21 protein-coding genes and 1 tRNA gene are annotated in these 26,019 nt (G+C 68.0%); 13 read left to right on the top strand and 9 right to left on the bottom strand.

Translation table 11 applies throughout. The features are described 5' to 3' along the window. Nucleotides 1-41 precede the first annotated feature (41 nt). From glmU to NPJ82_RS12060, 4 genes are all read left to right on the top strand, one after another. Nucleotides 42-1,397: a bifunctional UDP-N-acetylglucosamine diphosphorylase/glucosamine-1-phosphate N-acetyltransferase GlmU gene (gene glmU / locus NPJ82_RS12075; RefSeq protein WP_342657517.1), complete on the top strand. Its 1,356-nt coding sequence runs from the start codon at nt 42-44 to the stop codon at nt 1,395-1,397. Nucleotides 1,398-1,403: 6 nt separating this feature from the next. Then, nucleotides 1,404-3,227, top strand: a complete 1,824-nt coding sequence (gene glmS, locus NPJ82_RS12070) for a glutamine--fructose-6-phosphate transaminase (isomerizing) (RefSeq protein ID WP_342657516.1) — start codon at nt 1,404-1,406, stop codon at nt 3,225-3,227. 309 nt (nt 3,228-3,536) lie between these two features. Then, the gene (locus tag NPJ82_RS12065) at nt 3,537-5,414 is read left to right on the top strand and encodes an EAL domain-containing protein (protein ID WP_342657515.1); all 1,878 of its coding nucleotides are present in this window, start codon (nt 3,537-3,539) and stop codon (nt 5,412-5,414) included. After that, on the top strand, nt 5,414-7,273 hold the full coding sequence (locus tag NPJ82_RS12060) for a CHASE4 domain-containing protein (protein ID WP_342657514.1): 1,860 nt from the start codon (nt 5,414-5,416) through the stop codon (nt 7,271-7,273). Before NPJ82_RS12065 ends, NPJ82_RS12060 begins: the two co-directional genes overlap by 1 nt. Nucleotide 7,274: 1 nt before the next feature. Here the strand turns inward: NPJ82_RS12060 and NPJ82_RS12055 are convergent, their stop codons facing one another. Then, the gene (locus tag NPJ82_RS12055; protein ID WP_342657513.1) at nt 7,275-8,396 is read right to left on the bottom strand and encodes an SET domain-containing protein-lysine N-methyltransferase; all 1,122 of its coding nucleotides are present in this window, start codon (nt 8,394-8,396) and stop codon (nt 7,275-7,277) included. A gap of 67 nt (nt 8,397-8,463) precedes the next feature. Next, nucleotides 8,464-9,507 (bottom strand): DNA polymerase IV, encoded by a 1,044-nt coding sequence (gene dinB / locus NPJ82_RS12050; RefSeq protein WP_342659014.1) that lies wholly within the window; start codon nt 9,505-9,507, stop codon nt 8,464-8,466. Between the two features lie 296 nt (nt 9,508-9,803). Between dinB and NPJ82_RS12045 the strand changes: the two genes are divergently transcribed. From NPJ82_RS12045 to NPJ82_RS12035, 3 genes are all read left to right on the top strand, one after another. Continuing rightward, entirely contained in the window at nt 9,804-10,139 is a 336-nt protein-coding gene (locus NPJ82_RS12045; protein ID WP_342657512.1) for a hypothetical protein, read from the top strand. Nucleotides 10,140-10,251: 112 nt separating this feature from the next. After that, on the top strand, nt 10,252-11,679 hold the full coding sequence (locus NPJ82_RS12040; protein ID WP_342657511.1) for a phospholipase D-like domain-containing protein: 1,428 nt from the start codon (nt 10,252-10,254) through the stop codon (nt 11,677-11,679). A 3-nt stretch (nt 11,680-11,682) separates the two neighbouring features. Further along, nucleotides 11,683-11,868: a DUF4169 family protein gene (locus NPJ82_RS12035; RefSeq protein ID WP_342657510.1), complete on the top strand. Its 186-nt coding sequence runs from the start codon at nt 11,683-11,685 to the stop codon at nt 11,866-11,868. A 3-nt stretch (nt 11,869-11,871) separates the two neighbouring features. Here the strand turns inward: NPJ82_RS12035 and NPJ82_RS12030 are convergent, their stop codons facing one another. Together NPJ82_RS12030 and NPJ82_RS12025 are read right to left on the bottom strand one after the other, a co-directional pair. Continuing rightward, nucleotides 11,872-12,894 (bottom strand): glycosyltransferase family 1 protein, encoded by a 1,023-nt coding sequence (locus tag NPJ82_RS12030; protein WP_342657509.1) that lies wholly within the window; start codon nt 12,892-12,894, stop codon nt 11,872-11,874. Nucleotides 12,895-12,898: 4 nt separating this feature from the next. Continuing rightward, the gene (locus tag NPJ82_RS12025) at nt 12,899-13,756 is read right to left on the bottom strand and encodes a UDP-2,3-diacylglucosamine diphosphatase (RefSeq protein ID WP_149680805.1); all 858 of its coding nucleotides are present in this window, start codon (nt 13,754-13,756) and stop codon (nt 12,899-12,901) included. A gap of 196 nt (nt 13,757-13,952) precedes the next feature. Between NPJ82_RS12025 and NPJ82_RS12020 the strand changes: the two genes are divergently transcribed. Next, on the top strand, nt 13,953-14,108 hold the full coding sequence (locus NPJ82_RS12020) for a hypothetical protein (protein ID WP_160146714.1): 156 nt from the start codon (nt 13,953-13,955) through the stop codon (nt 14,106-14,108). A 115-nt stretch (nt 14,109-14,223) separates the two neighbouring features. On the opposite strand, the gene NPJ82_RS12015 is transcribed toward NPJ82_RS12020, so the two are convergent. Then, a tRNA-Pro gene (locus NPJ82_RS12015) sits at nt 14,224-14,300 on the bottom strand. Nucleotides 14,301-14,520: 220 nt separating this feature from the next. Between NPJ82_RS12015 and lepA the strand changes: the two genes are divergently transcribed. The 4 genes from lepA (at nt 14,521) to NPJ82_RS11995 (ending at nt 18,673) form a co-directional block, all read left to right on the top strand. Further along, nucleotides 14,521-16,332, top strand: coding sequence for a translation elongation factor 4 (gene lepA / locus NPJ82_RS12010; RefSeq protein WP_112380998.1), 1,812 nt, complete (start codon nt 14,521-14,523; stop codon nt 16,330-16,332). Nucleotides 16,333-16,646: 314 nt separating this feature from the next. Continuing rightward, entirely contained in the window at nt 16,647-17,378 is a 732-nt protein-coding gene (modA, locus tag NPJ82_RS12005; RefSeq protein WP_342659013.1) for a molybdate ABC transporter substrate-binding protein, read from the top strand. Nucleotides 17,379-17,388: 10 nt separating this feature from the next. Continuing rightward, the gene (modB, locus tag NPJ82_RS12000; protein WP_112380996.1) at nt 17,389-18,078 is read left to right on the top strand and encodes a molybdate ABC transporter permease subunit; all 690 of its coding nucleotides are present in this window, start codon (nt 17,389-17,391) and stop codon (nt 18,076-18,078) included. After that, nucleotides 18,068-18,673 carry an ATP-binding cassette domain-containing protein gene (locus tag NPJ82_RS11995; RefSeq protein WP_342657508.1) on the top strand — a complete coding sequence of 202 codons (606 nt, stop codon included), beginning with the start codon at nt 18,068-18,070 and terminating at the stop codon, nt 18,671-18,673. The genes modB and NPJ82_RS11995 overlap by 11 nt, the downstream gene beginning before the upstream one ends. A 2-nt stretch (nt 18,674-18,675) precedes the next feature. On the opposite strand, the gene NPJ82_RS11990 is transcribed toward NPJ82_RS11995, so the two are convergent. Further along, nucleotides 18,676-20,910, bottom strand: a complete 2,235-nt coding sequence (locus NPJ82_RS11990; protein ID WP_342657507.1) for a glycoside hydrolase family 3 N-terminal domain-containing protein — start codon at nt 20,908-20,910, stop codon at nt 18,676-18,678. A gap of 157 nt (nt 20,911-21,067) precedes the next feature. On the opposite strand from NPJ82_RS11990, the gene NPJ82_RS11985 reads away from it, so the two are divergent. Beyond that, nucleotides 21,068-23,635, top strand: coding sequence for a TonB-dependent receptor (locus NPJ82_RS11985; RefSeq protein ID WP_342657506.1), 2,568 nt, complete (start codon nt 21,068-21,070; stop codon nt 23,633-23,635). Between the two features lie 74 nt (nt 23,636-23,709). On the opposite strand, the gene rpsI is transcribed toward NPJ82_RS11985, so the two are convergent. The 3 genes from rpsI to NPJ82_RS11970 form a co-directional block, all read right to left on the bottom strand. Next, nucleotides 23,710-24,270 (bottom strand): 30S ribosomal protein S9, encoded by a 561-nt coding sequence (rpsI, locus tag NPJ82_RS11980; protein WP_149680800.1) that lies wholly within the window; start codon nt 24,268-24,270, stop codon nt 23,710-23,712. Continuing rightward, nucleotides 24,270-24,749 (bottom strand): 50S ribosomal protein L13, encoded by a 480-nt coding sequence (rplM, locus tag NPJ82_RS11975; RefSeq protein WP_112380991.1) that lies wholly within the window; start codon nt 24,747-24,749, stop codon nt 24,270-24,272. The genes rpsI and rplM overlap by 1 nt, the downstream gene beginning before the upstream one ends. A gap of 94 nt (nt 24,750-24,843) precedes the next feature. Next, nucleotides 24,844-25,929 carry a COX15/CtaA family protein gene (locus tag NPJ82_RS11970; RefSeq protein WP_342657505.1) on the bottom strand — a complete coding sequence of 362 codons (1,086 nt, stop codon included), beginning with the start codon at nt 25,927-25,929 and terminating at the stop codon, nt 24,844-24,846. Nucleotides 25,930-26,019 lie beyond the last annotated feature (90 nt).

Below are 26,019 nucleotides of genomic sequence, written 5' to 3'. Positions count from 1 at the left end.
GCTATGGCGTTGGCAAGCCTTTCGTGGCAGGCGACCGCCCCATGACGCGACCGGTAGCCGCCATCATCCTCGCCGCGGGCAAGGGCACCCGCATGAAATCCGACCTGCACAAGGTTCTCCACCCGATCGCCGGGCAGTCGATGCTGCTGCATCTGCTGGACGCGGCGGGCACGCTGTCGCCCGAACGGACCGTGGTGGTCACCGGCGCCGGGCGCGAGCAGGTGGAGGCGGCGGTGGCGCCGCTGGGCGTATCCACCGCGCTGCAGGCCGAGCAGCTGGGCACCGGCCATGCGGTCGCCCAGGCCGAGGATGCGCTTGCCGGGTTCGATGGCGACGTGCTGATCCTGTATGGCGACGTGCCGCTGGTGCGGGCCGAGACGATGCGCGCGATGCTGGAGCGGCTGAATGCCGCCGACGCGCCGGCGGTGGTGGTGCTGGGCTTCCGCCCGGCCGATCCCGGCGCCTATGGCCGGCTGATCGTCGCCGAAGGGGGCGACCGGCTGGAGAAGATCGTCGAATATAAGGACGCCAGCGACGCCGAGCGGGCGGTGACCCTGTGCAATACCGGCCTGATGGCGGCGCGATCGGCCGACCTGTTCGCGCTGCTCGGCCGGCTGGGCAACGACAATGCCGCGGGCGAATATTACCTGACCGACGTGGTCGAGATGTCGGGATCGGCAGCGGTGATCGAGGCGGACGCGGGCGAGGTTACCGGTGTGAACAGCCGCGGCGAGCTGGCCGCGGTGGAAGCGCTGTGGCAGCAGGCACGGCGGGCCCGCGCGATGGCGGAGGGCGCGACGCTGATCGCGCCGGAAACCGTGTGGTTCGCGCATGATACGGTGATCGGCCGTGACGTGACGATCGAGCCCAATGTCGTGTTCGGCCCCGGCGTGACCGTGGCGGACGGCGTGACCATTCACGGCTTCTGCCATCTGGAAGGTGCCAAGATCGGCCCCAAGGCGGAGGTCGGCCCCTATGCGCGGCTGCGCCCCGGTGCGGTGCTGGAGGACGGCGCCAAGATCGGCAATTTCGTCGAGATGAAGAAGGCCGTGCTGGGTCGCGGTGCCAAGGCCAACCACCTGACCTATCTGGGCGACGCCGAGGTGGGCGCGGGCGCCAATATCGGCGCAGGGACCATCACCTGCAATTACGACGGCTATCTGAAATATCGCACGGTGATCGGCGAGGGGGCGTTCGTCGGCTCCAATTCCGCACTGGTCGCGCCGGTCACGATCGGCGCGGGCGCGATCGTCGCGGCGGGATCGGTGCTGACCGCGGACGTCGAGGCCGATGCGCTGGCGCTGGTCCGGCCGACCCGCGTGACCAAGCCGGGCTGGGCGGCCCGTTTTCGAGAGATCATGCGCGCCAAGAAGAGCGCGGCCAAGACCGGGGAGTAAAAGGCCATGTGCGGAATTGTGGGGATCCTGGGCACCGAGGGCGTGGCCGACCGGCTGCTCGACGGGTTGAAGCGGCTGGAATATCGCGGCTACGACTCGGCGGGTATCGCGACCATCGATGGCGATGCGATTGCCAGGCGGCGGGCGTCGGGCAAGCTGGTCAATCTGGCGCGCGAACTGGCCGAGCATCCGCTGCCCGGCACGACGGGGATCGCGCACACCCGCTGGGCGACGCATGGCGGCCCGACGACCAACAACGCGCACCCGCACGCCACCGAGCATGTCGCGGTGGTGCACAACGGCATCATCGAGAATTTCAAGGCGCTGCGCGAGGAACTGACGGCGCGAGGCCGTACCTTCACCAGCGAGACCGATACCGAGGTGGTCGCCCATCTGGTCAGCGAGAAGGTGGAGCAGGGGCTGGAGCCGGTCGCCGCGGTGCGCGAGGTGCTGCCCCGCCTGCACGGTGCGTTCGCGCTCGCCATCCTGTTCAGGGATGCGCCCGACATGCTGATCGGCGCGCGGCTCGGCTCGCCGCTGGTCGTCGGGTACGGCGAGGGCGAGACCTATCTGGGTTCCGACGCGCTGGCGCTGGCGCCGCTGACCCAGCGTATCGCCTATCTGGACGAGGGCGACTGGGTGGTGTGCACCGCGGGCGGTGCGCAGGTCTATGACCGCGAGAACAATCCGGTCGAGCGGCCGGTGACGATCTCCGGCGTGACCGGCGCGTTGATCGACAAGGGCAATCACCGCCACTTCATGCAGAAGGAAATCTACGAGCAGCCGATCGTCGTCGCACAGACGCTGCGTTCGTATCTGCAGCGGATGGAGGAGCGGATCACGCTGCCCATCCCGGATTTCGACCTGTCGCAGATCAAGCGCGTGACGATCGTCGCGTGCGGCACCAGCTTCTATGCCGGCATGGTCGCCAAATACTGGTTCGAGCAGTTCGCGCGCGTCCCCGTCGACCTGGATGTCGCGTCCGAGTTTCGGTACCGCGCGCCGGTGATGGAGACGGGCGGGCTGATGATCGTCATCAGCCAGTCGGGCGAGACGGCCGATACGCTGGCGGCGCTGCGCCACGCCAAGAGCGAGGGGCAGACGATCGCCGCGGTGGTGAACGTGCCGACCAGCTCGATGGCGCGCGAGGCGGACCTGTTGCTGCCCACCCATGCCGGGCCGGAGATCGGCGTGGCATCGACCAAGGCGTTCACCTGCCAGTTGGCGGTGCTGGCCGCGCTGGCCGCCAATCTCGCCAAGGCGAAGGGGCGGCTGACGGCCGAGGAAGAGAAGCATATCGTCCGCCATCTGGCCGAGGCGCCCGCCGCGATCAACGGCGCGCTGGCCTATGACGAGGCGATCGAGGGCATGGCGGGCGTGGTCGCCGCGGCCCGCGACGTGCTGTATCTGGGGCGTGGCACCGATTATCCGCTGGCGCTGGAAGGTGCGCTGAAGCTGAAGGAAATCAGCTACATCCATGCCGAGGGCTATGCCGCGGGCGAGATGAAGCACGGGCCGATCGCGCTGATCGACGAAAATGTGCCGGTGATCGTCATCGCGCCGTCCGGCCCGCTGTTCGAGAAGACGGTGAGCAACATGCAGGAGGTGCAGGCGCGCGGCGGCCGCGTCGTCCTGATCTCCGACTATGACGGGATCGAGGCGGCAGGCGACGGCTGCGTCGCGACGATCACCATGCCCAAGGTCCATCCGCTGATCGCGCCGATCGTCTATGCGGTGCCGGTGCAGTTGCTGGCCTATCATGTCGCGGTCGCCAAGGGCACCGATGTCGACCAGCCGCGCAACCTGGCCAAGTCGGTGACGGTGGAATGACCGTTATCGGCTAGGCCGCGATGACTTCACCTTAATCCGTTCGTGCCGAGTAGAGATCGAGTAGCTCCGCAGGAGCGTATCGAGAGCTTGTATCGAGGCGCCGCCGGCGAGCTAACCTGTCTCTCGATACGCCGTCTCGATACGCAGCCTTGCTGCTACTCGACGGCTACTCGAGACGAACGGGAAATGGTTCAATCTGAAATCATCATGCTCCACGCTCGTCCGGACGATCGTTTACGGCGCCTTAAGCATCCTTGCCTACCTCATCGGGAAAGCGCCCCGCGGGCGATAGATGAGGAACGGACGGGCATGCGCATTCTGATCGTGGATGACGAGCCGGCGATGCATGCCAGCTATGCCCGCAGCTTCGCGCCGGTGCGCGCGGAGAATGCGGGCGCGCTGGATGCGATGGCCGCCGCGTTGTTCGGCGATGCCGCGGCCGGCGACGTGGAAAGCGATGCGCCCGCCTTCACGCTGACCCGGTGCGATCAGGGGCTGGATGCGGTGGCCGAGGTGGAGCGCGCGCTGGCCGAGGGGGCGCCGTTTCCGGTCGCCTTTATCGACATCCGCATGCCGCCGGGGATCGACGGGCGCGAAACCGCACGCCGCATCCGCGCGCTGGACCCCGACATCAACCTGGTGATCGTCACCGGCTATTCCGATTTCTCACCGCTGGAGATCGCCAAGGTCGCCGGGCCGACCGACAAGATCTTCTACATCGCCAAGCCGTTCGAAGTGGCCGAAATCGTGCAGACGGCCACCGCATTGACCCATCGCTGGCAGGCGGACCGGGAACTGCGCGCCGCGCGCGAGACGCTGGCCGCGCAGGTGAAGCAGCTTGAGGAACAGGGGCTGGAACTGGCGGCGAACGAGAGCCGCGCGCTGCATCTGGCGACGCATGATTCGCTGACCGAGGCGCCCAACCGGCTCGCCTTCCTGCGCGCGCTGGGCGAGCGGGCGCGCAAGCCCGGACTGTTCGGCACCGCGATGCTAGACCTGGACCGGTTCAAGCTGGTGAACGACACGCTGGGGCATCTGGCGGGCGATGCGCTGATCCGCGAGATGTGCGCCAAGTTGCAGCAGTCGTCGCCCGAGGGGGCGGTGGTGGCGCGGCTGGGCGGCGACGAGTTCGGCGTGCTGTTCGACACGGCCGGGCAGGAGGCCGCGGTGATGGCGTGCGAGCGGATGATCGCGGCCTGCTCGGTCACCTTCAGCGTGCTGGGCAATTCGGTGCGCGGCGGCGCCTCGTGCGGGCTGGTCGCGGTGGACGGACGCGACGACCGCGACCCGCTGGATATCGTGCGCCGCGCCGATCTGGCGCTGAACGATGCGAAGCGATCGGGGCGCGGCGTCGTGCGCCTGTTCGACGACAGCATGGACGACAGCATCCGTTTCCGCCGCGACGTCGAGGATCGGCTGTCGCAGGCGGTACAGCGCGAGGAGCTGAGCCTGGCCTATCAGCCGATCGTGTCGCGCGACGGGCTGGAGATCGACGGGTTCGAGGCGCTGGTCCGCTGGAACACCAACGAGTTCGGGCTGATCAGCCCCGACACCTTTATCCCGATCGCCGAGGAATCGAACCTGATCCACGAACTGGGCGACTGGATCCTGGGCGCGGCGCTCAAGGAATTGCAGCATTGGCCCGGGCAATATGTGTCGGTGAATTTCAGCCCGCGCCAGTTCCGGCGGCACAATTTCGTCGGCCATGTCATGGAAAGCGTGCAGCGTGCGGGCGTATCGCCGGGCCGGGTGCAGATCGAGATCACCGAGACCGCGATCTTTGACGATGCCGAGCGCGCTGCGGAAACGCTCTACAAGCTGCGCCAGATGGGCTTTCGCATCGCGCTGGACGATTTCGGCACCGGCTATTCCAGCCTCTACAATATCCGCAAGTTCGCGCTGGACTGCCTGAAGATCGATCGCAGCTTCATCGACGGGATGGGGCGTGAGCGCGAATCGGCGGCGATCGTCCATTCGATCATCCATCTGGGCCGCGCACTGGGGCTGGGAGTGGTGGCCGAGGGCGTGGAAACCGAGGCGCAGGTACAGGCGCTGCGCGTGGCGGGGGCGAGCCACATGCAGGGCTATTATTTCTCGCAGGCGGTGCCGCCGGAGCGGGCACGCGCGCTGGCCGAGCAACGGTCGATGGCGACGCCGCCGCTGATGGCGTCCGGGGCGACGCGCTGATGCAGCGGCCGCTCGCGCGGCCCATGACGCGGGGCGGGGGCTCGCTGGGGGGAAAGCTGGTCCGGCTGTTGACGCTGGTGGGGGTGGGCGGTGCGATCGCGATCACGCTGCTGCTGATCGGCGTCATCACCCCCAGCTTCAACCAGTTGGAGAACCGGGCGGTCCACGGCCATGTCGAGCGGATGCAGGCGGCGCTGGCCGAATATGCGTCCAAGGTCGAGAGCGCGGTGCGCGATTATGGCGACTGGACCGCCAGCTACGACTATATGGCAAGGCCGAGCGCGGCGTTCGAGCGCGACAGTTTCTCCACGCTCGCCATGGCCAATCTGGGGGTGGAGGGCATGGCCTATGTCGCGCCGGACGGCCGGGTCGTGGTGGCGCGCTGGCGCGACCTGACGAGCGGGGCCGAGCGGCCGGACATGCGCGGACAGCTGATGGCGATGATCGGGCGCGTGCCGTTCGCGCGGGTGCTGGCAGGGCGCAGTTCGGGCCGCTTCTATGCGCGGCTGGGCGATGTGGTGGCCGCGGTCGGCGTGGCGCAGATCCGGCGGTCGGACGGGACGGGAGCCCCGCGCGGCCATGTGCTGATGGCGCGGGTGATCAGCTCGCAGCGCCTGTCCGAACTGCTGCAACTGGACGCACGGATCGATCCGGCCGCGCGGGGCGACAGCGCGGTGGTCGGGCGACGCGCGCGCGCGGTGGACATCGCCGTGCCGATCCGGGGGGCGGACGGGCATGCGGTGGCCGCCGCGCGGTTCAGCGTACCACGCGCGGTATCCAATCTGGGGCGGCGGATGGTGCTGCTGGCGGTGGCGGGCTCGACCATGTTGCTGCTGATCGTGCTGATGGTGCTGCGCCGGGCGATCGCGCGGCTGGTGCTGGCGCCGCTGCGGCGGGTGGAGGCGCATATGCAGCGCGTGCGCGTATCGGGATCGCTGACGCTGCTGGACGAGGAGGGCGCGCGGAGCGACGAGATCGCCTCGCTCGGCCGCAGTTTCAACGCGATGCTGCGCCAGTTGAAGGACCTGCGCGAGCAGATCGAGATCCAGAGCTTCGCGCTCGGCCGCTCGGAAAGCGCGGTGGCGGTCATGCACAATGTGCGCAATGCACTGAACCCGATCAGCACGATATTGAGCCAGGGGATCGCGCAGGCGCCGCCGGTGGAGCGGGGAATGCTGGACCGGGCGGTGGCGGAACTGGCGCGGGGGGACGTGTCGCCGGAGCGTCGCGAGAAGCTGGCGGCGTTCGTGGCGGCGGGGCTGGAGGCGCAGGTGCAGGCGCGCGAGGCGATGCGCAGCGAGCTGGTGGTGGGGCGCGAGGCGATGGCGCATGTGCTGGACATCATCGGCCAGCAACAGGCGCAGGCCCATGAGCGCCCGCCGCTGGATGCGTGCGACGTGACCGAGATCATCGCGCGCAACGCCACCATCGCGCGCTATTCGGAAGGCGTGTCGATCGCCTTCACCTTTCCGGCGACGCCCGCCCTGGTGCTGGCCAGCCGGGTGATCCTGAGCCAGGTGATCGGCAACCTGTTCGGCAATGCCGCGGAGGCGATCGCGGCGACCGGGCGCGATCATGGGTCGATCATCGTCGCGATCGAGCAGACCGGCGAGCGCACCACGATCCGCATCAACGACGATGGCGAGGGGTTCGACGCGGAAACGGCCGCGACGCTGTTCCAGCGCGGTTTTTCGACACGGGCGCACAAGTCGGGCGGGCTGGGCCTGCACTGGTGCGCCAATTCGATGGTCGCGATGGGCGGGGCACTGCACCTGCACAGCCGCGGGCGCGGGCTGGGTGCGGAGGCGGTGCTGACGCTGGCGAGCGTACCCGCCGATGCGCTGGCGACCGCCGCCTGAGCTATGCGGCGCGGGCTTCGCGCGGGATCAGGTGGGGGGCGACGAGGCCGCGTTCCAGATACCAGGCGCGGCGATCGGCGGGCAGCGTGCCGAAATGCGCGACGACGCCGCGGCAGGCGGGCGCACCGCAGGCGCAGGGCATGCGCCAGTCGGGATCGGCCAGCGTGGTGGAATAATCCCAGACGATCTCCTCGCCGGGGGCGATGGCGCGGATGGCGATCAGGAACACGCCGTGCGCCGAGAAGCGCAGGCCGGCATTGGGCGCGCAGCTGTGATTGATGAGGTCGTCGATCCGGCCGGAGGGCCCCAGATAGGTGTCGGCGGCGATCTGCACGAAGCGGTCGGCAGGACCGGCGAGCGCCGCCGGCACGCGCGCGGCCGGCACGCTGGGGCCCGAGAAGCGGATGATCCTGCTGCCCTCCGCAAAACCTCTCGTGGCATAGACTGCCTTGCCGAGATGGTTTTCGCGGATGGCGAAGGGATTGCCGCGCGGGATATGGGCATCGCGGATCTGGAGCGGACCGACCGCGCGGCCGAGCGAGCGCAGCGGATTGATCGAGGGCAGGCCGATCATCAACCAGATGCTGGCATGGCAGAGCAGTTCGACGAAGACATAGACATATTCGCCCGCACCCCCGCCGGGATTGCGCATCGCGACGATCAGCGTCGCCAGATCGCCCATCGTCCACAATCCCCAGGCGGGGGAGCGTTCGCGCTCCGCATCCTCCCACACGCTGCGCCAGGTTGGCCAGAAGCTGACCGGCACGGCCGCGACCACCAGCAGGTGCGCCCAGAAGGCTTCGCGAAAGGCGACCCACAGCAGCAACGCGGCCAGGGCCGCGGCCATGCACAGGCTTTCCCCCGCATCGGGCGCGCGCCAGCGCGAGCGGCGCCACATGATCAGGGTGACGAGGATGCAGGCGAGCGCCGAGAGGGCAAAGATCGTCGCCTGCGGCGTGCCGGGATTGACCGCGGCATAGGTTGCCGCCTCGATCCCCGTCGCCGACGACCAGATCAGCCAGGATGCCCGGTTGGGTTCGACCAGGTGGCGGCGCAGCCCCGCCAGGTAGAGCGCATAGCCGGCAAGGCCGAGCGCCACCGCGCCGATGAACCACATCCCCATGCCCCGCCCCAATCGTGGTAAACGAATGGTAAGCGCAAAGCCGGCCGCTCGTCCAGCCGGGCTACGCCTATAGGGGTAGCCGGGGCTGGATTTCGGTATCGACCGCGTCGGCGGCGGTGAGCCCGGACAGGGTGAGGCCGAGCAGCCTTACGCCGCCGACGACCGGCAGTTGCGCATCGAGCAGCAGCCGGCCAGCGGCGAGGATCGTGGGCCGGTCGCCGACCGGATGGGGAAAGGAGCGGGCGCGGGTGATGGTGCGGAAATCGGCATGGCGCAGCTTCAGCGTCACGGTGCGCCCGGCGATCCCGGCGCGCTCGATCCGCACCCAGGCGGCATCGGCCACCCGCTCCAGCGCGTCGTGCAGGTCGGCGCGGGCGGACAGATCGGTCTCGAACGTGCGCTCCGCCCCGACCGACTTGGGCGTCCGTTCGACCCGCACCGGGCGTTCGTCCACGCCGCGCGCGGCGCGATAGAGATAATCGGCATAGCTGCCGAAATGCGCCTGCAGGAAGGGCAGCGGCCGGTCGCGCAGGTCGGCTCCGGTCAGGATGCCCAGCGCCTCCATCTTGCGCGCGGTGACCGGGCCGACGCCGTGGAAGCGCGAGACCGGCAGGCTGGCGACGAAGGCGGGACCCCTGGCCGGGGGAATGACGCACATGCCGTCGGGCTTGTTCTGGTCCGAGGCCAGCTTGGCGATGAACTTGTTGTAGCTGACCCCGGCGGAGGCGGTGAGATGCGTTTCGGCCTGGATGGCGGCGCGGATCGCCTGGGCGATGGCCTGTGCCGAGCCGAGACCCATCCGGTCCTCGGTCACGTCCAGATAGGCCTCGTCCAGCGACAGCGGTTCGATGAGCGGCGTATACCGCGCGAAGATCTCGCGGATCTGGTGCGAGACGGCCCGGTACACCTCGAACCGCGGCTTGACGAAAACGAGGTCGGGACAGCGTCGCACCGCAGTGGACGAGGGCATGGCCGAGCGCACGCCGAAGCGCCGTGCCTCGTACGACGCCGCCGCCACTACCCCGCGCGCCCGCGATCCGCCGACCGCAACGGGGCGGCCGCGCAGGGCGGGATCGTCACGCTGTTCGACCGAGGCATAGAAGGCGTCCATGTCGACATGGATGATCTTGCGGTTGGCCGCGGGGGTATCCTGCGCGCTGCTCAATGACTTGGCTCTTCCGGGCGACCGACTTTGCGCCACCGGATTTACGCGGCCACGACGGTGAAAGCCAGTTTTTCGTGAGAACGGTTGGGGAACATGCATCCGCGTCCGGAAAATATCCGGATCGTCAGGAGAGCGGCATCTGGTCAGGAGCGGGGACGTGCAAACGGCGTGACGCTCCGTCCTGCTTGCGGGCGGGGAACAATTGCCGGTGTGTCGTGACCTGTCTTGGGAGCAAGGGCGAAATGACGATGGATACCAATGCGGCTGGCGATGGTGCGGGGGCTTTGCTTGCCGAACTGCGGGCGCGCTGTCCCACGGCGATGTCGGTTCGGGCAACCGACATACCGGACCTGCGCATCCATCTGGGGCGTCGGGTTCTCGTTGCGCTGTCATCGCGGGCGGATGGTCATCTGCGGTGCGGGACCTATGCGACGGTGGCGGCGTGTCGTGCCCTGGGCTTCACGGCGGAGCCGGATAGCGGCCAGATGACCGCGCGTTTCGATTTCCGGCCCGATCGGGACGATATCGGCAATCTGTTCGCCGTTGCCGGCGCAGCCGCGGCTGCGATCACCGATTAGCCGGCTCGGCCCGGCCCCCTGCGCCATCATCCCGTCATGCCATGCAGATAGGCGAGACTTGGCGAGCGCTCCCCGTTTGTGCATGGGGGGTGGGCGCAGCAAGGGAGACGTCATGCGGGTCGGCAAGGAAGTATGGCGCGTCGAGCGGGCCGATCGCATGGCCGTGATCATCGATGCCGATGATTATTTCCGGCTGGCCAGGCGCGCGATGCTCAAGGCCAAGAAGCGCATCCTGTTGATCGGGTGGGATTTCGATGCGCGCATCGTGCTGGACCACCGCGAGGGGCAGCCGCGGCGGCTGGGCGACTTCATCTATTCGCTGGTCCAGCGTGAGCCGGAGTTGGAGATCTTCCTGCTGCGCTGGGACGTGGGCGCGCTGAAGTCCCTGTTCCGCGGATCGACCGCCTTTACCATCCTGAAATGGATGCAGCATCCGCGTATCCATACCAAGCTGGACGGTCATCATCCCACCGCGGCGTCGCATCACCAGAAGATCGTCATCATTGACGACCAGCTGGCCTTTTGTGGCGGCATCGACATGACCGGCGACCGTTGGGACACGCGCGAACACCGCGATCACGAGCCGTATCGCAAGCGGCCCTTCGGCATTCCCTACAAGCCGTGGCACGATGCGATCAGCGCGATGCAGGGGCCGGTGGTCGGTGCGCTCGCCACGCTGTTCCGCGACCGCTGGCATGCGGCGGGGGGTAAGGCGATGGCGGCCGAGGTGCCGGGCGTCGATTGCTGGCCGGAGGGGCTGGAAAGCGACTTTTCCGATATCGAGGTGGGGATCGCGCGCACCATGCCCGAGATGCCGGGCGAGCCGGCGGTGCTGGAGAGCGAAGCGCTGTTCATGACGCAGATCGCGAATGCGCGGCGGCATCTCTATGTCGAAAGCCAGTATTTCGCGTCGCGCCGCATTGCGGAAGCGATCGTCAAGCGGCTGGAGGAGCCCGATGGGCCCGAGATCGTCATCATCAACCCGCTGACCGCGCAAGGCTGGCTGGAGCCGATCGCGATGGATACCGCGCGCGGGCGGCTGATGGAGGCGCTGCGCCGGCGCGATCCGCACCGGCGGCTGCGCATGTATCATCCGTTCACCGCGGGCGGCACGCCGATCTATTGCCATGCCAAGATCCTCATTTCCGACGACCGGGTGCTGCGGCTGGGATCGTCGAACATGAACAACCGGTCGATGCGGCTGGACACCGAATGCGACGTGGCGATCGTGGCGCAGACCGATGCGCATGCCGCGTGCATCCTGCGCATCCGCGACGGCCTGATCGCCGAGCATCTGGGTTGTCCGGTCGAGACGGTGACCGAGACGATCGCGGAGACGGGATCGTTGATCGACACGATCGAGCGGCTGCGCGGGCAAGGCAAGACGCTGCGCCCGTTCGAGTTGCCCGACCTGAACGCGGTCGAGGAATGGCTGGCCGACAATGAGGTGCTGGACCCCGAAGGGCCGGACGAGATGTTCGAGCCGTTCGCCAAACGCGGGCTGTTCCGCCGCTGGCGGCGGCGCCACCATCGGCGCTGATCGGTGGGCGAGGTCGTCAACCTGCGGCAGGCGCGCAAGCGGCGGGCACGCGATGATGCGGCGGTGACGGCGGCGGAAAATCGCGCGCGCTTCGGCAGGACGAGGAGCGAGGTCGCCGCCGAACGGGCGGAGGAGGCGCGGCGACGGGCGGTGCTGGACGGTGCGCGGCTGGACGAGCCTTCGGACTGAGGATCAGGCGGCGCGGCGGGCGTTTCCGAGCGGGACGAGCGCGTCGAGGAACTCCTGCGCGCTGCGGCGCCAGGAGAAGGACCGGCCATAGGACGCGCACGCCTGTCGATCGCATTGAAGCGCGCGGAGGATCGCGACGGAGAGGTCTTCGTCGAGGGCGCCGTGACGCGGGCCGATCAGGTCGAGCGGGCCGGTGACGGGCAGGGCGGCGACGGGAGTGCCGCAGGCCAGCGCCTCGATCATGACGAGGCCGAAGGTGTCGGTGCGGCTGGGAAAGACGAACACGTCCGCACTGCGATAGGCGGCGGCGAGGGCGGCGCCGAAGCGGCTGCCGAGGAAATGGGCGTGGGGGAAGCGCTGTTCGAGGGCGGCGCGGGCGGGACCGTCGCCGACCACGACCTTGCTGCCGGTGGTGGGGGTGGCGAGAAAGGCGTGCAGGTTCTTCTCGATTGCGACGCGGCCGACATAGAGGTGGATGGGGCGGGGCAGCGCGGCGATCGCCGGGTCGACCGGTCCGTCGGGGGTGAAGAGGTCGAGGTCGACGCCGCGGCCCCAGCGGCGCACGCGGGGCAGGCCGTGGGCGTTGAGGCTGGCCTCGACGCCGGGGGTGGAGGCCAGCACCGCGGCGGCGGGGGCGTGGAACCAGCGGACATAGCGCCAGATCCAGGCGGCGGGGATGCGGGTGCGCGCCGACACGTAATCGGGAAATTGCGTGTGATAGGCGGTGGTGAAGGGCAGGCGGCGGGCGATGCACCAGCGGCGGGCGGCAAGGCCCAGCGGGCCTTCGGTGGCGATGTGGATCGCGTGCGGGGCGGTGGCGGCGAGGCGGCGGCCGAGTGCGCCGGGGCGAAGGATCGCGAGGCGTATTTCGGGATAGGTGGGGCAGGGAACGGAGGCGTGTGCGTCGGGCGCGAGGATGGCGACCTGGTGGCCCATCGCCTGCAACTCGGCCCGGACCGCGCCCAGCGTGCGCACGACGCCGTTGACCTGCGGCGCCCAGGCGTCGGTGACGATCGCGATCCGCATGGAATCAGGCCGCTTTCGCAGCACTGATCGCCTCGGGAGGCGCGGCGCGGCGGGCGATCTCGTCACCCCAATGGAGCAGTTCCATCCGGCCGTCATGATGCTCGACCAGCGCGGTGCAGCCCTCCACCCAGTCGCCGTCGTTATAATAGGCGATGCCGCCGATCTCGCGCATTTCCGCGGTGTGGATATGGCCGCAGACCACGCCGTCCACCCCGCGCGAGCCGGCGGCATGGGCGACCACCTCCTCGAAATGCGAGATAAAGGCGACGGCGTTCTTCACCTTGGCCTTGGCGTGCTTCGACAGCGACCAATAGGGCATGTTCAGCCGCCGCCGGATGCCGTTCACCCAGCGATTGGCGATCATCAGCAGCGTATAGGCATGGTCGCCGACATGGGCGAGCCAGCGATGCGCCAGCGTGATCGCGTCGAACTCGTCGCCATGCAGCACCAGCAGGCGGCGGCCATCTGCGGTGATGTGGATCGTCTTGCGACAGATGGCGATGCCGCCGATGTCCATGCCGGAAAACTGGCGAAACATCTCGTCATGATTGCCGGGGATGTAGACGACGCGGGTGCCGCGCCGGGCGCGCTTGAGCAAGCGGCGGACGACGTCGTTATGCGCGGGCGGCCAGTAGAAGCGGCGCTTCAACCGCCAGCCGTCGATGATGTCGCCGACGAGATACAGCGTGTCGCTGTCGACATGGTCGAGAAAGTCGATCAGCATGTCTGCGTTGCAGCCGCGCGTGCCCAGATGCACGTCGGAAATCCAGATGGTGCGGTAATGCCGGCGACTGCCCGCGCGGGCAGCCGTCAGGCGCGGCGTGATGTCGAGAATGTCGGCGGCAGCGTCGATCGGCATCATGGGCTCCCTGCGCTTTTCGCAACGAGCCTCTACGCGCTCACTGTTACGGCGGCGTCGCACTTCGGTGACGCCATCATGTCAGCGGGTGGGCAGCGTTTCACCGTCTCTCAATCTGCGTTGGTAAGTTTAGCGGAAACCTTTGGTTCGCATCGTCGTTGTTTGAGAACGGTTCGCCGATAGACCAGGGAGTGAAGACATGGCCACGCATTCCGTGCCGATCCGGATTTCCGATTTGCCGCGTGAAGAGCGGCTGACCGCCTTGTATCGCCGCGCCGCCGAAGAGCGGGTTCGTTATGAAGCGAGCCGCAATGCCACCCCGTCGCTGATGGAACGCCTGCGCGCGCTGTTCTGAGTTCGGCGGGTCTGAGTTCGGCGGGGAGGCAGGTCGATCGAACGGCCTGCGGCTGCGTGCCATGCCCGACACGGTCTTTCGCGTGTCGGTGAACCGGGAATTTGCAGGGTCTAAATGGTCGGGGAGAGAGGATTCGAACCTCCGGCCCCTGCCTCCCGAAGGCAGTGCTCTACCAGGCTGAGCTACTCCCCGACGGAGTACGAACCGGTTTGCGAAGCCTTTCGGGAAGGCCGGTCCGTGCTGGAGGCGCGCCTATACCCAGCCGCTCAGGGTGGCGCAAGCGGGTTTTTGAGGGGCGTGCGAAAACTCGGGCGCGCACAAACTCGCGGCGCACGAGGCCATCCTTTTGGCATTTGGGCGAGAGCGGTGCTAACGGCGGGCGAAACCTCTACCCAGGAAGACCCCGACCCCCGTGTCCACTCCGCTCGACAAGATCCGCAACTTCTCGATCATCGCGCATATCGACCATGGCAAGTCGACGCTGGCCGATCGCCTGATCCAGCAAACGGGCGGCCTGACCGACCGCGAGATGTCGGAACAGGTGCTCGACAATATGGAGATCGAGAAGGAGCGCGGCATCACCATCAAGGCGCAGACGGTGCGCCTGGCCTATACCGCGTCGGACGGCGAGACCTACACGCTGAACCTGATGGACACGCCGGGCCATGTCGACTTCGCCTATGAGGTGAGCCGCAGCCTGGCCGCGTGCGAGGGCGCGTTGCTGGTGGTGGACGCCGCGCAGGGCGTCGAGGCGCAGACGCTGGCCAATGTGTACCAGTCGATCGAGCATAATCACGAGATCGTGCCGGTCATCAACAAGATCGACCTGCCTGCCGCCGAGCCGGAAAAGGTGAAGCAGGAGATTGAGGACGTGATCGGTCTCGACGCGTCGGAGGCGGTGCTGGCGTCGGCCAAGTCGGGGATCGGCATTGCCGAGATCCTGGAAGCGATCGTGAAAAAGGTGCCTGCGCCCAAGGGCGACGTGGATGCGCCGCTGAAGGCGATGCTGGTCGATTCGTGGTACGACCCGTATCTGGGCGTGGTCATTCTGGTGCGCGTGATCGATGGCACGTTGAAGAAGGGCCAGCAGATCAAGTTCATGCAGGCCGGGACGACGCACCTTGTCGACCGGGTCGGCTGTTTCCGCCCCAAGATCGAGCAACTGACCGACCTGGGGCCGGGCGAGATCGGCTTCATCACCGCGCAGATCAAGGACGTGGCGCAGGCGCGGGTCGGCGACACGCTGACCGATGCCAAGCGGCCGGCGGCGGCGGCACTGGAGGGCTTCAAGGAAGTCCAGCCGGTGGTGTTCTGCGGCCTGTTCCCGGTCGATGCCAACGACTTTGAAAAGCTGCGCGAGAGCATCTCCAAGCTGCGGCTGAACGATGCATCGTTCAGTTTCGAGATGGAGACGTCCGCGGCGCTCGGCTTCGGGTTCCGCTGCGGGTTCCTGGGGTTGCTGCATCTGGAGATCATTCAGGAGCGGCTGACGCGCGAATATGACCTGGACCTGATCACCACCGCGCCCAGCGTGGTGTACGAGATCGAGCTGACGCATGGCGGCGGCACGATCGAGCTGCACAATCCGGCCGACATGCCCGATCCCAACAAGATCGCGACGATCAGCGAGCCGTGGATCGAGGCGACGATCTACGTTCCCGACGAATATCTCGGCTCGATCCTGAAGCTGTGCCAGGACCGGCGCGGCATCCAGAAGAACCTGACCTATGTCGGCGGCCGGGCGCAGGCGACCTACGAATTGCCGCTGAACGAGGTCGTGTTCGACTTCTACGATCGGTTGAAGTCGCTGTCCAAGGGCTATGCGAGCTTCGATTATCACCAGATCGGCGTGCGCGAGGGCGACCTCGTCAAGATGAGCATCCTGGTCAACGAGGAGCCGGTGGACGCGCTGTCCATGATCGTCCACCGCGGCACCGCCGAGACGCGCGGGCGCGGCATGTGCGAGCGGCTGAAGGAACTGATCCCACGCCACCTGTTCAAGATCCCGATCCAGGCGGCGATCGGCGGCAAGGTGGTCGCGCGCGAGACGATCAGCGCAATGCGCAAGGACGTGACCGCGAAATGCTACGGCGGTGACGCGACCCGTAAGCGCAAGCTGCTGGAGAAGCAGAAAAAGGGTAAGCTGAAGATGCGGGAATACGGATCGGTCAGCATCCCGCAGGAAGCGTTCATCGCCGCGCTGCGCATGGGGGACGATAACTGAGCCGGGCCGTCCCGCTCCTTTTCGGGGCGGGCATTGTCTGGATTGACTGAGATCCGCCCTATCCGTTCGGCTCGCGTAGGGATCGAGCTTGTCGAGAGCCCGTATCGAGAGGTGCCCTCCCGTGGCGAGGATCTCTCGATACGCCGTCTCGACAGGCTCGACGGCTACTCGAGACGAACGGGTGGGGGATCGGTGATCGAAACGAAATGCCGATTGGGTCTTAAGCTGTGCAACCTTGGGGCCGGACCCGCGTCTGGTAATCTATCCGGCGGTATATAACGGCAAAGGGGCGTGCGATGCGGTGGTGGCGGGCAATGGCGTGCGCGGTGCTGGGGCTGGCATCGGCTGCGACGGCGCAGCCACGCCCGCCGCTGGTACTGGCGGCGGCCAGCTTGCAGGAGTCGATGACGGCGGCGGCGGATGCCTGGGCCGCAAAGGGTCATCCGAAGCCGGTCATCTCGTTTGCCGCGTCTTCCGCGCTTGCCCGGCAGGTGCAGGCGGGGGGCAGGGCGGACCTGTTCGCGTCCGCCGACGAGGCGTGGATGGATGTGCTGAACCGTGGCGGCCTGCTCGCATCGGGGACGCGCGCCGCGTGGCTGGGCAATCGGCTGGTGGTGGTGGCGCCGGTGGCGAACCCGGTGCGGCTGACGGTGCGGACGCTGGGGCCGACGCTGGCGCGCGGGCCGCTTGCCATGGCCGATCCTGCCTCGGTGCCGGCGGGCAAATATGGCAAGGCCGCGCTCCAGCGGCTCGGGGCGTGGGATGCGGTGGCGCCGCGCGTCGTGCGGGCGGAGAATGTCCGGGCGGCGCTGGCGCTGGTGCAGCGGGGGGCGGCGCCCTACGGCATCGTCTATGCCACCGATGCGCGGGCGAGCGCAGGCGTGCGCGTCGCCGGGCTGTTCCCTGCCGCCAGCCATCCGCCGATCCGCTATCCGCTCGCTCGGCTGAAAGCCTCCACCAATCCCGAGGCCGAGGGCTTTCGGCGCTTCCTGCTGTCGAGAGAGGGGCGGGGGATTTTCGTGCGGTACGGGTTTTCGGCGAAGTAGCGGGCGGGTGATGCTGTCGGCGGAGGAATGGGCGATCGTGCGGTTGTCGCTGCTGGTGGGGGGCAGCGCGATGGTGGCGATGCTGCCGGTGGCGTTCGCGCTGGCATGGGTGCTGGCGCGCGGCCGGTTTCCGGGCAAGGTGCTGCTCGACGGGATCGTCCACCTGCCGCTGGTGGTGCCGCCGGTGGTGACGGGATGGGCGCTGCTGCTGGCATTCGGGCCGAACGGGCCGCTGGGCATGTGGCTGGAAAACTGGTTCGGCGTCAGCGTGTTGTTTCGCTGGACGGGGGCGGCGATCGCGGCGGCGGTGATGGCCCTGCCACTGACGGTGCGCGCGATCCGGCTGTCGCTGGAGGGCGTCGACCGGCGGCTGGAACAGGCGGCCCGGACGCTGGGCGCGGGGCGCTGGCGGACGTTCCGGACGATCACGCTGCCGCTGTGCCTGCCCGGTGTGCTGGCGGGTGCGGTGCTGGGTTTCGCGCGGTCGATCGGCGAGTTCGGGGCGACGATCACCTTCGTGTCCAACGTGCCGGGCGAGACGGCGACCTTGCCGCTCGCCATCTATTCGGCGCTGCAACGGCCGGGGGGCGAGGCGATCGTGTGGCGGCTGGCGGGCGTCTCCGTCGCCTTGTCGCTGATCGCGCTGGTGGCGTCCGAGATGCTGGCGCGGCGGATGGGGCGGGGTTTGCATGTCCTTTGACGTCGATGTCGCGGTGACGCGCGGCGATGCGCGGATCGCGGCGTCGTTTCGTACCGGCGAGGGCGCGACGGTGCTGTTCGGCCCGTCGGGTGTTGGCAAGACCAGCGTGTTGCAGATGGTGGCAGGGTTGATCCGTCCCGATCGCGGGCATGTCCGTGTCGGGGGCGAGACGCTGTTCGACGACGCGGCCCGCACCGACGTGGCGGTGGAGCGCCGGCGGATCGGCTATGTCTTTCAGGACCCGCGCCTGTTTCCGCACATGCGGGTGCGCGCGAACCTGCTCTACGGGGCGGGACCGGCGCCGGCGAACTGGGACGCGACGATCGCGATGCTGGGTATCGGCCATCTGCTGGATCGCTGGCCGCGCAGCCTGTCCGGTGGCGAGGCGCGGCGGGTGGCGATCGGGCGCGCCCTGCTCAGCGATCCACGCGTCCTGTTGCTCGACGAGCCCTTGTCCTCGCTCGACCGGGCGCGGCGCGAGGAGGTGATGGCCGCGATCGTCGCGGTGCGCGACGCCACGCGGGTGCCGATCCTGATGGTGACGCACGACCCGGAAGAGGCGGCTCGCATCGGCACCCAGCGCGTGGATATGTAGCGCTATACCAGTTCGAAGCCGTGCCGCTCACCACTCGTGGCGTCGGTCGCGACCCACAGGTCGAAGGCGCCGGGTTCGACCACCCAGCCATCCTCTCCCCAGAAGCGCAGGTCGTCGCGGGTGAGGGTGAAGCGCACCGGCTTGCTCTCGCCGGGTTTCAGATCGACGCGGGCGAAGCCCTTCAACTCGCGCACCGGACGGGTGCGGCTGGCGACGCGGTCGTGGATGTAGAGCTGCACCACCTCGGCACCGGCGCGCGTGCCGGTGTTGGTGACGGTGGCGGCGACCTCGATCCGGTCGGTCATCCGGGGCGGCACGACGATGTTCGACAGGGCGAAGCGGGTGTAGCTGAGGCCGTGGCCGAACGGATACAGCGCCTCGTTCTTCGTTTCGCGGTAGCGCGCCTTGTATTCCTGCGACCCGGTATCGGGGGCGGGGCGGCCGGTATTCTTGTGGTTGTAGAAATAGGGCTGTTGTCCGCTTTCACGCGGAAAGCTGGCGGACAGCTTGGCGGACGGGTTCACGTTGCCGAACAGGACATCGGCGATGGCGTTGCCGCTTTCGGACCCAAGGAACCAGGTGGCGAGGATCGCAGGCGCATCCTTGACCGCGCCCTGCAGCGCCAGGGCGCGGCCATGGCGGAGCAGGACGACGATCGGCTTGCCGGTCGCGGCCACGGCCTCGGCCAGCGCCATCTGCGCCTCGGGAATGACGATCTCGGTACGCGACTGCGCCTCGCCGGACATGAGTTGCGTCTCGCCGAGCGCGAGCAGGACGATATCGGCACCCCGCGCGGCCGCGACCGCGGCATCGATGCCGCCGGCGATCGGCGCCTCGACCTCCGATCCCTTGACCACGTCCACCGCCAGCTTGCGGTTGCGCAAGCCCTGCGCGACCGAGACGTTGAGGCGCGCGTCCGCCATGAACGCCCAGGTGCCCACCACGTTGTCGCGATCCTCGCCGAACGGACCGATCAGCGCGATGCGGCCCGGATCGGCCTTGAGCGGCAGCAGGTCGCCCTCGTTCCGGAGCAGCACGATCGAACGGGCGCCCGCCTCGCGCGAGAGTTTCAGCATCGAAGGGGTCGAGACCTGTGTCCGCTCCGCCTTTGCACTGATCGAGCGATAGGGATCGTCGAGCAGGCCGATCGCGTCCTTGAGTTGAAGGACGCGGCGTACCGCCTCGTCCAGGCGGGCGACCGGCACCTCGCCCGTCTCCACCAGATCGGGAAGCCAGCGATTGAACAGGTCGGAGGCCATGGACATGTCCATGCCGGCCAGGAACGCCTTTTTCGCGGCATCGCGGCCATCGGCGGCATAGCCGTGCGCGACCAGTTCCTCGTCGGCGGTGTAGTCGCCCACCACCATGCCGCGAAAACCCCATTCCCCGCGCAGCAGGTCGGTCAGCAGCCAGCGATTGCCCGAGGCTGGCACGCCGTTCACGTCGTTGAACGACGACATGATGGTGGCGACGCCGGCATCGACGCACGCCTTGAAGGGGGCGAGATGCACCTCGCGCAGCGTCTGCGGCGAGATTTCGGTGTAGTTGTAATCCATCCCGCCCGACACCGCACCATAGGCGGCGAAATGCTTGGCGCAGGCCGCCAGGCTGTCGGATGCGCGCAGCGAGCGGCCCTGGAAGCCGCGGACGCGGGCCACCGCCAGTTGCGTGCCGAGATAGACGTCCTCGCCCGATCCTTCCGCCACGCGGCCCCAGCGCTGGTCGCGCGCGACATCGACCATCGGCGCGAAAGTCCAGTGCATGCCGAGCGCGGTCGTCTCCACCGCGGCGGCGCGTGCGGTGCGCTGCGCCAGATCGGGATCGAAGGCGCATGCCTCCGCGATGGGCAGCGGATAGGCGGTGCGCAGGCCGTGGATCACGTCGCCGGCGAAGATCAGCGGGATCTTCAGCCGGGTCTGCATCGCGGCGTCCTGTGCCGCCTTGGCGCCGGCATAGCCCACGCCGTTGAACAACATGCCGATCGCCCCCGTCCTGATCCGCGCAAGCTGTGCCGTGGCATCGTTGCGGGCGGGAAGGCCGGGGTTGAAGGGCAGGCCGATGGGGCGGATCTGGTCGGAGAAGCAGGAAAGCTGCCCGGCCTTTTCCGCCGGGGTCATGCGGGCGATCAGGGCCTCGATCCGGTCGGACCCTTGTGCCCAGGCCATGCGGCCGAGCGACAGGCCGGCGATGGTCGCACCGGCTTTCAGCACCTGGCGACGGGGGAGGGTGGCGGTCATGGCGGCTCCTGCACCTTGCTGGTCGTGCCTCGATTACCCGGTGTCGGCGCGGCGGGCAAATCGCGGGGCTTCGACCCAAGTCACTATGCAACCAAGGTCTTATCCAATTGCCGATCTTACCCGGAAAATCGTATACCCGGCCACAGGGATGGGGGGCATGGACACAGCGAAACGACGTGCGCAGACGCCGCTGGCCGACATGCTGCGATGGGGGCTGCTGGTCGGCAGCCTGACCTGGCCCGCTATGTCGGTGGCGCAACGTGCCCCGGCGAAGGACGACCGACCGGCGGAGGATATCGTCGTCACCGGACAGCGGCTGAAAGGATCGGTCGTGACCGAGGTGGCGCCGCTCGCGGTGCTGGATGAGAACACCATCCGCAGCCTGGGCGGCACCAAGATCAGGGATCTGCTGCGCGCCGTAAGGGCGCAGACGGCATCCGGACCCGAGACGGAACCGATCCTGCTGCTGAACGGCCGCCGCGTGGCGAGCGACGATCAGATCCACAGCTTGCCGCCGGAGGCGATCGAGCGGATGGAGATCCTGCCGGAAGCGGTGGCGGTGCAGTTCGGCTATGCCCCCACCAAGCGGGTGGTGAACTTCATCACCAAGCGCAATTTCACCGCGCGCACGATGGAGCTGGTGGGCGGCGGGTCCACGGATGGCGGTGCCGGTCAGGGTGGCGGAGAGATCGGCTCCACGATGTTGCGTGGCGATCAACGCTTTACCCTCAGCGCGCGGTATGATCGGACAAACGCGCTGCGGCAGGATGCGCGTCGGATCGTGCCGGACAGCGACATCCTGTTCGATCGCATCGGCAATGTCGTCGCCAGCGGCGGGGCGACTCTGGATCCTCGCCTGGATGCGCTGGCCGGTCGCCCGGTCGCCATCGCGGCGGTGCCGGCGGAGCCCGGCCGGCGATCGGCACTGGATGCCTATCTGGCCGGGGCGGGACAGCCACGCACGACCGATCTGGGCGCGTTTCGCACGCTGGTCCCGGCCACCGACGCCGTGCAGGTCCGCGGCCTCGTCACCCAGCAGGTCGGCCGTGCCATGCTGACGCTGGATGCGTCCTTTGCCGCCAACCGGTCCCGGGCGTTGAACGGTCTGGCGCCGGCGGTGGTGGCCATCGGCCGCGATCACCCCGCCAATCCGTTCGCCACCACGGTCAACCTGTACCGCTATTTCGAGGAAGCGGGGGTGCTGCGCCAGCAGGGAACCGGCACCACCGTTCACACCGGCGGCGGGCTGAACGGGGCGCTGGGCAAATGGAACTGGAACGTCACCGCAGCGTACGACCGATCGACCAGCGTCAACCGGAACGATCTGGGCGTCGATCCGGCCGTCGTGCAGGCGGCGGTCGATTCCGGCGCCAACCCGTTTCAGCCCTTGCCCCCGGCGATCGGGCGTAGCGGCAGCGCGACGGTGACCCGCAGTTTGAGCAACGCGGTACAGGCCAAGGCCTTCGTCAACGGCCCGGCGGCGCGGTTACCCGCAGGACCCGTGTTGATGACGGTGACGCTGGATCAGGCGCGCACCGCCAGCGATGCCGATCTGGGTTTCGCAGGCGCGCCGCGCGCGCGCGTGACGCAGGTGACGCGCAACGGATCGGTCGGGGTGGTGGTGCCGATCGCATCCGCGCGCGAAGGCGTGCTGTCCGCGCTCGGCGAACTGTCGGCCAATGCCGATATCCGCGTGGCGCAGGTGACCAATGCGGGCACCATGCTCAACACCAATTACGGGATGAACTGGACGCCGGTTCGCCCCTTGCGACTCGGCCTGATCTGGGCAGAGACGCGGACGCCGCCGCCGGTCCGGCAACTGACCGACCCCGTCCTGCTGGTGCCCAATGTCCCCTTTTTCGACTTCGCCACCGGGCAGTCGATCCTGGTCACCACCGTCAACGGCGGCAACCCGGCGCTTCGGCCCGAAGAGCGCCGGACACTGACCGTCAACGTCGACGTTCAACCCATCCGGGACGGGAAATTGACGGTCGGCGTCGGCTATACCGATACCGCGATCTCGAACCAGTTGATGATGCTGGGTGCATCGACACCCGCGATACTGGCCGCTTTTCCCCGGCTGTTTCAACGCGATGCCAATGCGCGGCTCATCGAAGTGGACATGCGCCCGGTCAACCTGTTCCGTCAGCGGCAGCAATCGGTGATGGGGCGGTTCAACATGTTCGGTACGATCGGGCCGGAACCGCAGATGCCGGACATGGCGGCGGGCCCACCGCCCGGCCCGCCGCCGCAGCCGAAATTCTATTATATGGGGCTGATGCCGACGTTGCGGCTGCGTGATCGCCTGACGCTGCAAGAGGGGGCGCCGCCGATCGACCTGTTGGCGGGCGACACGATCTCCGGCACCGGCGGGCAGCCACGCATGGAGGTTTTCGGCTTCATGGGGGTGAATGGCGGGGGCTGGAACCTGTCGCTGTCCGGGTTCTGGCGTGGTGCAACGCGGGTGCGCAGCGACTTGCCTGCGTCCGACCTGCGGTTTTCCAGCCTGACCAACATCAGCTTCTCGCTTTCCGCCGAACTGGAGCGGTGGCTGACATCGACGCCGCTTGCCCGGCGCACGACACTGGAATTGCAGATCGACAATCTGTTGAACCAGCGCCTGGACGTGCGCGACGGACTGGGCCGCACGCCGGACCGGTTTCAGCCGGCGTTTCTGGACCCGCTGGGCCGGGTGGCGAAGCTGACGCTGCGCAAGCTGTTCTGACGCGGTGACCCAACGGAAAAGGGCGGCCCGTTGCCGGACCGCCCTTTCGCGTAACGCAGATCTGAACCTGCGACTTAGCGCTTCGAGAACTGGAAGCTACGACGTGCCTTGGCACGGCCATACTTCTTACGCTCGACGGCGCGGCTGTCGCGGGTCAGGAAGCCGGCGGCCTTGACGGGGGCGCGCAGGACCGGCTCGTACTTGGTCAGCGCCTGGCTGATGCCATGCTTGACCGCGCCGGCCTGGCCCGAAAGGCCACCGCCCTTGACGGTGCAGATCACGTCATACTGGCCCTCGCGCTCGGCGACGCCGAACACCTGGTTGATGACGAGGCGCAGCGACGGGCGCGCGAAATAGACTTCCTGATCGCGACCGTTGATCGTGATCTTGCCCGAACCCGGCTTCAGCCAGACGCGTGCAACGGCGTCCTTACGACGGCCGGTGGCATAGGCGCGGCCGAACTTGTCCAGCTCCTGCTCGCGCAGGGGGGCGCGCTGCACGGCGGGCTCGTTGGTCTCGCCGGCGAGATAGGCGTCGGCGCTGGTGGCGGCGCCCGTGTCGGCATCGACGGCCGCATCGCGCTGCTGGTTCAGCGCAGCGCCGAGATCGGCGAGGGACTGACGGTTATCGGACATTATGCGCCCACCTTGTTCTTGCGGTTCATGCCCGCGATGTCGAGGACCTCGGGGTTCTGCGCCTCATGCGGATGCTCGGCGCCCTTGAAGATGCGCAGGTTGCGCATCTGCTCGCGACCCAGCGGGCCGCGCGGGATCATGCGCTCCACGGCCTTTTCCAGAACGCGCTCCGGGAAGCGGCCTTCCAGAACCTTGGCAGCGGTCACGCCCTTGATGCCGCCGGCATAGCCGGTGTGCTTGTAATAGATCTTCTTGGCGGCCTTGTTGCCGGTGAAGCGGATCTTGTCGGCGTTGATGACGATGACATTGTCACCGCAATCGACGTGCGGGGTGAACGACGTCTTGTGCTTGCCGCGCAGGACGTTGGCGATGATCGTGGCCGCGCGGCCGACCACCAGGTCAGTGGCGTCGACGATGTGCCACTTCTTCTCCACCTCGTGCGGCTTGGCCGACTTGGTGGTCTTCATGAGCGCCTTCATGGGCGTTGGACCTTTCGGTTTGAAATGCAGCACGCCGCCCCCGGACAGGAAGCGGCGCGAACGGCAGGTCCAATGATCGAAGAGGCGGTTTAAGTCAAGCTTTCCGCGGGTTTCCTGACGGGTATCTGGATACCGAGAGGGGCGCCGGGGGCGTTCCCAGCCGGTGTGCGGCGGCCACGGTGGCGATCAGCAACAGGGCCGCGTTCAACTGGTGCGCGACCGCCACGTCGATCTGCACACCGCTCAGCAGCGTGGCGATGCCGAGGGCGATCTGCACCCCGACCAGCGCCAGCACGACCGCGCCGGTGCGCAGCGCCCCGCCGCGCGCCGCGCGTACGGCGATCCACGCGAGCCCGGCGGCCGCGACAAAGGCGAACCAGCGATGGATGAACTGCACGACCACGGGATTGTCGACGGCGTTGGCGAGTGCCGGGGAGGCCATCGGCACGCCTTGCGGGAACCAGGCGTCCCCCATCAGCGGCCAACTGGCAAAGGCATAGCCCGCGTCGAGCCCGGCGGTAAGCGCGCCGTAGACGATCTGGACAAAGAGCAGCGCCAGCACGATCCCGGAGCCGCGCGTGAGGCGGGCGGGCGCGGCAAGCGGCGAGCGGCGCAGCGCCATGAGGTCCATGGCGGTCCATATGATCCCGGCAAGGATGACGAGCGCGGTGACGAGATGGACGGTCAGCCGGATATGGCTGACATCGGTGCGCTCGACCAGGCCGGAGGCGACCATCCACCAGCCGATCGCACCCTGCAATCCGCCCAGTGCGAGCAGCGCGACAAGGCGCGGCTTGTAGCCGGCGGGAATGCGCCCCCGCACCCAGAACCAGAGCAGCGGCAGGGCAAAGGCCATGCCGATCACGCGGCCCAGTACCCGGTGAAGATATTCCCAGAAGAAGATCGCCTTGAACCCGGCCAGCGTCATGTGCTGGTTGAAGGTCGTATATTCGGGGATGCGCTTGTAATTGGCGAACTCCGCCTGCCACTGCGCCTCGTTCAGCGGCGGCACGATGCCGGTGATCGGCTTCCATTCGGTGATCGACAGGCCGCTATTGGTCAGGCGGGTGATCCCGCCGACGACGACCATCGCGACGATCAGCGCGGCGACGCCGAACAGCCAATAGGCGATGGAACGGGGACGGGCGGTCGACATGAAGGCGGCACTGGGCTGGAGCATGATGTCCGAACATAGGCGTGTGGGCGGCGGCGGGGAAGGGCCATCGCCGTCGGCACCGCGGTGCACGGTCGCGGAACTTCCGCCGCATTG

The organism is Sphingomonas sp. NY01, assembly GCF_038809135.1.
Taxonomy (GTDB): Bacteria; Pseudomonadota; Alphaproteobacteria; order Sphingomonadales; family Sphingomonadaceae; genus Sphingomonas; species Sphingomonas carotinifaciens.
Note: the sequence above shows the minus strand (reverse complement) of the source record. Positions and strands in the feature narration are given on the sequence as shown.